The sequence below is a fragment of the Streptomyces bambusae genome (assembly GCF_019400985.1).
In the GTDB taxonomy this organism is placed as follows: Bacteria; Actinomycetota; Actinomycetes; order Streptomycetales; family Streptomycetaceae; genus Streptomyces; species Streptomyces bambusae_A.
The window spans coordinates 1-7,055 of sequence record NZ_WTFF01000360.1 but is presented as its reverse complement, the minus strand read 5'-3'; the positions used below and the strand labels follow the sequence as shown (position 1 = coordinate 7,055).

Annotated in this window: 6 protein-coding genes; 3 read left to right on the top strand and 3 right to left on the bottom strand. The window is 70.2% G+C overall.

The window, feature by feature from the left end; all coding sequences use genetic code 11:
- Nucleotides 1-73 precede the first annotated feature (73 nt).
- Nucleotides 74-316, bottom strand: a complete 243-nt coding sequence (locus GPJ59_RS31395; protein ID WP_219671312.1) for a hypothetical protein — start codon at nucleotides 314-316, stop codon at nucleotides 74-76.
- Nucleotides 317-377: 61 nt separating this feature from the next.
- Between GPJ59_RS31395 and holA the strand changes: the two genes are divergently transcribed.
- Nucleotides 378-1,376 carry a DNA polymerase III subunit delta gene (gene holA / locus GPJ59_RS31390; protein ID WP_219671311.1) on the top strand — a complete coding sequence of 333 codons (999 nt, stop codon included), beginning with the start codon at nucleotides 378-380 and terminating at the stop codon, nucleotides 1,374-1,376.
- An 81-nt stretch (nucleotides 1,377-1,457) separates the two neighbouring features.
- Here the strand turns inward: holA and GPJ59_RS31385 are convergent, their stop codons facing one another.
- Entirely contained in the window at nucleotides 1,458-2,147 is a 690-nt protein-coding gene (locus tag GPJ59_RS31385; RefSeq protein WP_219671310.1) for a DsbA family protein, read from the bottom strand.
- A gap of 234 nt (nucleotides 2,148-2,381) precedes the next feature.
- Nucleotides 2,382-2,648, bottom strand: coding sequence for a 30S ribosomal protein S20 (gene rpsT, locus GPJ59_RS31380; RefSeq protein WP_219671309.1), 267 nt, complete (start codon nucleotides 2,646-2,648; stop codon nucleotides 2,382-2,384).
- Between the two features lie 188 nt (nucleotides 2,649-2,836).
- On the opposite strand from rpsT, the gene lepA reads away from it, so the two are divergent.
- Together lepA and GPJ59_RS31370 are read left to right on the top strand one after the other, a co-directional pair.
- Entirely contained in the window at nucleotides 2,837-4,702 is a 1,866-nt protein-coding gene (gene lepA / locus GPJ59_RS31375) for a translation elongation factor 4 (RefSeq protein ID WP_219671308.1), read from the top strand.
- 253 nt (nucleotides 4,703-4,955) lie between these two features.
- Entirely contained in the window at nucleotides 4,956-6,845 is a 1,890-nt protein-coding gene (locus tag GPJ59_RS31370) for an AMP-dependent synthetase/ligase (RefSeq protein WP_219671307.1), read from the top strand.
- The last annotated feature ends 210 nt before the right edge of the window (nucleotides 6,846-7,055 follow it).

The window sequence follows — 7,055 nt, the reverse complement described above, 5'->3', positions numbered from 1 at the left end:
GTCCCGGCCTCGGCCCGTCCCGGCCTCGGCCCGGCTCGGCCTCGGCTCGGCCCGGCCTCGGCCCGCCGGGCCGCTACGGGGCTTCGAGCCAGCCCTCGTGCTCGGCTGCGAGGTCGTCCAGGGAGGTGGTGTCGAGCCGCTCGTGCGGGTCCTCGACGACCACGAGCCACTGGGCGTCCTCGGCGTCGTCCTCGCCCGCCAGGGCGTCGCGGACGAGCTGGGGTTCCTCGGGGAGGCCGAAGCGGTCGACGACCTCCTGCGCGACCTCCTCGGCGGCGTCGCGATCAGGCAGGACCAGTACATGGCGCAGGTTCACCGGACCATTCTCGGACACGCACGGCCGGGCGCTGTCGGTGCGGCGTGCGATGCTGGACGCGATGGCCACCAGGAAGAACTCCACCGACGACCCGCTCGCTCCGCTCACCCTCGCGGTGGGGCAGGAGGAACTGCTGCTCGACCGCGCCGTGCGGGAGGTGGTGGCCGCCGCCCGGGCCGCCGATCCCGACACGGACGTGCGCGACCTCACCTCCGACCAGCTCCAGCCCGGCACGCTCGCGGAGTTGACGAGCCCCTCGCTCTTCGCCGAGCGCAAGGTCGTGGTCGTACGCAACTCCCAGGACCTGTCCGCGGACACGGTCAAGGACGTCAAGGCGTATTTCGCCATGCCGGCCGAGGAGATCACCCTCGTCCTCCTCCACGCGGGCGGAGCCAAGGGCAAGGGCCTGCTGGACGCCGCCCGGAAGGCCGGCGCGCGGGAGGTGGCCTGCCCGAAGATGACCAAGGCCGGCGACCGCCTGGCGTTCGTCCGCGGCGAGTTCCGCACGCTGGGCCGCTCGGCCACACCGGAGGCCTGCCAGAGCCTGGTCGACGCGATCGGCAGCGACCTGCGGGAGCTGGCGAGTGCGGCGGCGCAGCTGTGCGCGGACGTCGAGGGAACCATCGACGACGCTGTGGTCGGCCGCTACTACACGGGCCGGGCCGAGGCCTCCAGCTTCGAGGTGGCCGACCGCGCGGTCGAGGGCAGGGCTGCCGAGGCCCTCGAAGCCCTGCGGTGGTCCTTGAGCACCGGAGTGGCACCGGTCCTGATCACCAGCGCCCTGGCCCAGGCGGTCCGGGCCATCGGCAAGCTGGCCTCCGCCCCGCGCGGGGCCCGGCCGGGCGACCTGGCCCGGGACCTCGGGATGCCGCCGTGGAAGATCGACCGGGTGCGCCAGCAGATGCGCGGCTGGTCGGCGGACGGCGTCGCGGACGCGCTGCGCGCGATCGCCGAGGCCGACGCCGGCATCAAGGGCGGCGGCGACGACCCGGAGTACGCCCTGGAGAAGGCGGTCGTGACCGTCTCCCGCTCCGCCCGCCCCCGCCGCCCGTCGTACTGAACCCCGCCCCGCTGCACACACCCTCGGTGGCTGTACCCGTTCCCGGCCCGCGCCACCGCAAGATCACGAAACCGCAGTGGACTACGTGGGGTCACGACCGGCAAAGAGCCGCAGCAAATCCTTGGTGAACAGTACGTCGTGCGGTACACGCTTGCCGTGGGAGTACGCCGCCGGAGTGCCAGGGGCGCCGACTTCCTCGTAGGCCTTCTGGGAAGCGGCCACGAAGTCCGCGTATCTCATCTCTTTGACCGCGGAGTCGAATGCCGGGCCGCGGAGGCCGTCGACGCGTGATGCCATCGCGAGCAGGAACGCGTCGGTATAGCCGTCGGTCTGCTCCTCCGGCTGGTTCCGGAAGAGCACGGCGTGGTACTCGGCGAACTTGTCCTGTTCCAGCGCGGCACGCAGGGCGTTGGCAGCCTTCTTCGAGCCGGTGCCGCCCAGTCGGTCGTCGAGGAAGGAGGCCAGGGTGTACTCGGCCCGCACTTCCTTCCCGAGTGTCATGTCCAGCAGAGCGGGGCCCGCGCCGGTCACCTCGAACTCCTGGCAGACGGGACAGCGCATGTCCTCGTACAGGTGAACGGGCCTCCGGCTCGGATCCCCCACGACGATCGTGGTCCCGTCCGGCCCCAGGGATTCCGGCAGGTCCTCGATCGCGGCATAAGGATGGCGGCGTTCCCGCTGCCCCGCTGCCGTCTGGTCCCCGCAGGCTGCCGTGGACAGCCCCAGCAGCACGACCGCCACGAATACCCGGCGGATTCGTCCGACTCGCATGTAGGTTCCCTCCCTCTGACGTGCGTGAGGACTCTAGGCGCCGGCCGGGAAATGCGTACTGCCCGCCTGGTGGGGAACCCGGCGGGCAGTAGCAACTGGCCTAAGACCAAATATTCAGCTGTGAAGCTGTGCGCCGCACCCGCGTGGCGAACGCAGGCCGCGTGCGGCGCGGGGTGCCGGTCAGGAGCGGATGAGAGGGCCCGCTGGGTCCGTCCCGGCGATCACATCGAGTGCTCAGCCCTGAAGGGTGGCAGCCTTGGAGGCCAGCGCCGACTTCTTGTTGGCGGCGGCGTTCTTGTGGATGACACCCTTCGAGACGGCCTTGTCGAGCTTCTTCGAAGCCAGACGGACGGCCGCGGTGGCCTTCTCCGCGTCACCGGCGGCGATGGACTCGACCGCCTTGCGGATGTAGGTCTTGAGCTCGGACTTGACGGACTTGTTGCGAAGGCGGGCCTTCTCGTTCGTCTTGTTCCGCTTGATCTGGGACTTGATGTTCGCCACGAAAGAGCCTTTTCAGGTTCAGAGTTTGATCTTCGGTGGTGCCGCGTCCGCTGAGAGGGCATACGAGGCACAGCTGCCCAGGCTACCAGGCACCCTTCGGGCGGCCCAAACCGAGCACACTCGCTCAGTCATGGGACGATAGACGCCTGCGTAACGTTCCGACTGAGACCCGAGAATCAGGACACTGCGTGCCCGCGACCCCTAGCCACGTGCCCGAGCCGAGCCGTACCGACCCGGCGCTGATCCGCAATTTCTGCATCATCGCGCACATCGACCATGGCAAGTCGACGCTCGCCGACCGGATGCTCCAGCTCACCGGCGTCGTCGACCAGCGGCAGATGCGCGCCCAGTACCTCGACCGCATGGACATCGAGCGTGAGCGCGGCATCACGATCAAGTCCCAGGCGGTCCGGCTGCCGTGGGCGCCCACCGTGGGCGAGGGCCAGGGCAAGACCCACATCCTGAACATGATCGACACCCCTGGGCACGTCGACTTCACCTACGAGGTCTCCCGTTCCCTCGCCGCGTGCGAGGGCACGATCCTGCTGGTGGACGCCGCCCAGGGCATCGAGGCGCAGACCCTCGCCAACCTCTACCTGGCGATGGAGAACGACCTCACGATCGTTCCGGTCCTCAACAAGATCGACCTGCCGGCCGCCCAGCCGGAGAAGTTCGCCGAGGAGCTCGCGAACCTGGTCGGCTGTGAGCCCGAGGACGTGCTGCGGGTCTCCGCCAAGACCGGTCTCGGCGTGGAGGACCTGCTCGACCGCGTGGTCGAGAGCGTCCCGGCCCCGGTCGGCGTCAAGGACGCCCCCGCCCGCGCGATGATCTTCGACTCGGTCTACGACTCGTACCGCGGCGTGGTCACCTACGTCCGTGTGGTCGACGGCACGCTCAACAAGCGCGAGCGGATCCGGATGATGTCCACCGGCGCCACCCACGAGCTGCTGGAGATCGGCTGCAACTCCCCGGAGATGCTGCCCGCCGACGGCCTCTCGGTCGGCGAGGTGGGCTACCTGATCACCGGTGTGAAGGACGTCCGCCAGTCCAAGGTCGGTGACACGATCACCCAGATGACCGGCGGCGCCACCGAGGCCCTCGGCGGCTACAAGGACCCGAAGCCGATGGTCTTCTCCGGTCTGTACCCGCTCGACGGCTCCGACTACCCGGACCTGCGCGAGGCCCTGGACAAGCTCCAGCTCAACGACGCCGCGCTCGTGTACGAGCCGGAGACCTCCGCGGCCCTCGGCTTCGGCTTCCGCGTCGGCTTCCTCGGCCTGCTCCACCTCGACGTGATCCGCGAGCGCCTGGAGCGCGAGTTCGGCCTGGACCTGATCGCCACCGCCCCGAACGTCGTCTACCGCGTCGTCCTGGAGGACGGCAAGGAGATCACGGTCACCAACCCGAGCGAGTTCCCCGAGGGCAAGATCTCGGACGTGTACGAGCCGGTCGTGCGCGCCACGATCCTCGCGCCGACCGAGTTCATCGGCTCGATCATGGAGCTGTGCCAGACCCGCCGCGGCACCCTGCTGGGCATGGACTACCTCTCCGAGGACCGGGTGGAGATTCGCTACACCCTGCCCCTCGCCGAGATCGTCTTCGACTTCTTCGACCAGCTGAAGTCCAAGACCCGCGGCTACGCCTCGCTCGACTACGAGCCCACCGGCGAGCAGGCCTCCAGCCTGGTCAAGGTCGACATCCTGCTGCACGGCGACAAGGTCGACGCCTTCTCCGCCATCACCCACAAGGACGCCGCCTACGCGTACGGCGTGCGCCTGGTGGCCAAGCTGCGCGAGCTCATCCCGCGGCAGGCGTTCGAGGTGCCGGTCCAGGCCGCCATCGGCTCCCGGGTCATCGCCCGCGAGACCATCCGCGCCATCCGCAAGGACGTCCTCGCCAAGTGCTACGGCGGTGACATCTCCCGTAAGCGGAAGCTGCTGGAGAAGCAGAAGGAAGGCAAGAAGCGGATGAAGATGGTCGGCTCCGTGGAGGTTCCGCAGGAGGCGTTCATCGCGGTGCTCTCCAGCGACGAGAGCGGCGCCAAGAAGAAGTAGACATCACCAGGCGTCACCTGCGAGAAGGCGCCCACGGGAAGTGACCGGAAACGGTGCGAAACGGGTCACCGCGCTGCCGCGCGGGGGCCCGTTTCGTTATGAACAGGCCGCCCGCCGGCTCTTACGCACCCGCCGGCCGACCTCTACCCTGATCACAGCTCGTTGGTTACTCGCCAGTTACAAGAACGTCTGGTTCCCCACCTGCCAGTCCCCACGCTCCCACGCACTGCCGTGGACCGGTCCGGAGGATGTCGTGAGCGACACACAGTCCTTGATCGAGAATCGCCCGCCCACGGTGGCCGCCGTCTTCCTTGAGCGGGTGGCCGCCACCCCGGATGCGGAGGCCTACCGCTACCCGGTCCCCGCAGCCGCGGGCCAGGGCCCGGACGACTGGAAGTCGCTCAGCTGGGGCCAGGCGGCCGAGCGGGTGTTCGCCATCGCCGCCGGCCTGATCGACCTCGGCGTACAGCCCGAGGAGCGCGTCGCCCTCGCCTCCAGCACGCGGGTCGACTGGATCCTCGCCGACCTGGGCGCCATGTGCGCGGGCAGCGCCGTCACCACCATCTACCCGAGCACCAACGCCGAGGAGTCGGCGTTCATCCTCGCCGACTCCGAGAGCCGCGTCCTGATCGCCGAGGACGCCGCCCAGCTCGCCAAGGCCCGCGAGCGCCGCCCCGACCTGCCCGACCTGCGCCACGTCGTGGTCATCGACGCCGCCGACGCGGTCCCGGCCGACGGCGACCCGGAGGGCTGGGTGCTCTCCCTCGCCGACCTGGAGGCGCGCGGCCGGGAGCACCTGGCCAAGCACCCCGCGGCGGTCAAGGACCGCATCGCCTCGATCCGGGCCGACCAGCTCGCCACGCTCATCTACACCTCCGGCACCACCGGCCGCCCCAAGGGCGTCCGCCTGCCGCACGACAACTGGTCGTACATGGCCAAGGCCACCGTGGCCACCGGCCTGATCACCAAGGACGACGTGCAGTACCTGTGGCTGCCGCTCGCCCACGTCTTCGGCAAGGTGCTCACCTCCGGCCAGATCGAGGTCGGCCACGTCACCGCCGTCGACGGCCGGATCGACAAGATCATCGAGAACCTGCCCGTCGTCCAGCCGACCTACATGGCGGCCGTCCCGCGCATCTTCGAGAAGGTGTACAACGGGGTCGCGGCCAAGGCCCGGGCCGGCGGCGGCGCCAAGTACAAGATCTTCAAGTGGTCCGTCGGCGTCGCCCGCGAGTACGCCAAGGTCACCCAGGACAACTTCCGCCGCACCGGCCAGGCCACCGCCCCCTTCGGGCTGGCCACCAAGCACAAGATCGCCGACGCGCTCGTCTACTCCAAGCTCCGCGAGGCCTTCGGCGGCCGGCTGCGCGCCGCCGTCTCCGGCGCCTCCGCGCTCTCCCCGGAGATCGGCTACTTCTTCGCCGGCGCCGGCATCCACATCCTGGAGGGCTACGGCCTCACCGAGTCCAGCGCCGCCTCCTTCGTCAACCCCGGCGAGGCCTACCGCACCGGCACGGTCGGCAAGCCGCTGCCCGGCACCGAGGTCCGCATCGCCGACGACGGCGAGATCCTGCTGCGCGGCCCCGGCATCATGCAGGGCTACCACGGCCTGCCGGAGAAGACCGAGGAGGTCCTGGAGCCGGACGGCTGGCTGCACACCGGCGACATCGGCGAGCTCTCGCCCGACGGCTACCTGCGGATCACCGACCGCAAGAAGGACCTGATCAAGACCTCGAACGGCAAGTACGTCGCCCCGGCCGAGATCGAGGGCATGTTCAAGGCGATCTGCCCGTTCGTCTCCAACCTCGTTGTGCACGGCGCCGACCGGAACTTCTGCACGGCGCTGATCGCCCTCGACCCCGCCGCCATCCTGGGCTGGGCCGCCGAGCACGGCCTGGAGGGCAAGACGTACGCCGAGGTGGTGGCCGCGCCCGAGACGAACCGGCTGATCGAGACGTACGTCCAGACCCTGAACGAGGGCCTCCAGCGCTGGCAGACGGTCAAGAAGTTCCGCCTGCTGCCGCGCGACCTCGACGTCGAGCACGGCGACCTCACGCCCAGCCTCAAGCTGAAGCGGCCCGCCGTCGAGCGTGAGTTCAAGCACCTCATCGAGGACATGTACGCGGGCACCAACGAGGCCTGAAACTCCGCGTCCACGCCGTGGTGACGCGGCGGTGCGGCGGGGGCCGCCCCCCCCCCCCCCCCCCCCCCGCCCCCCCCCCCCCCCCCCCCCCCGCCCCCGCCCCCCCCCCGGCGCGCCGCGCGCTCACCGCCACAAGGGCCTGGCATCCTCCCCCCCCCCCCGCGGGCCCCGACCCCCCGGTGGCGCGGCGCGCCCCCCCCACCCTCGCCG

Excerpts from the sequence above, each read along its gene's own strand:
- holA (WP_219671311.1), top strand. The coding sequence starts at position 378 with ATGGCCACCAGGAAGAACTCCACCGACGACCCGCTCGCTCCGCTCACC.
- GPJ59_RS31385 (WP_219671310.1), bottom strand. The coding sequence starts at position 2,147 with ATGCGAGTCGGACGAATCCGCCGGGTATTCGTGGCGGTCGTGCTGCTG.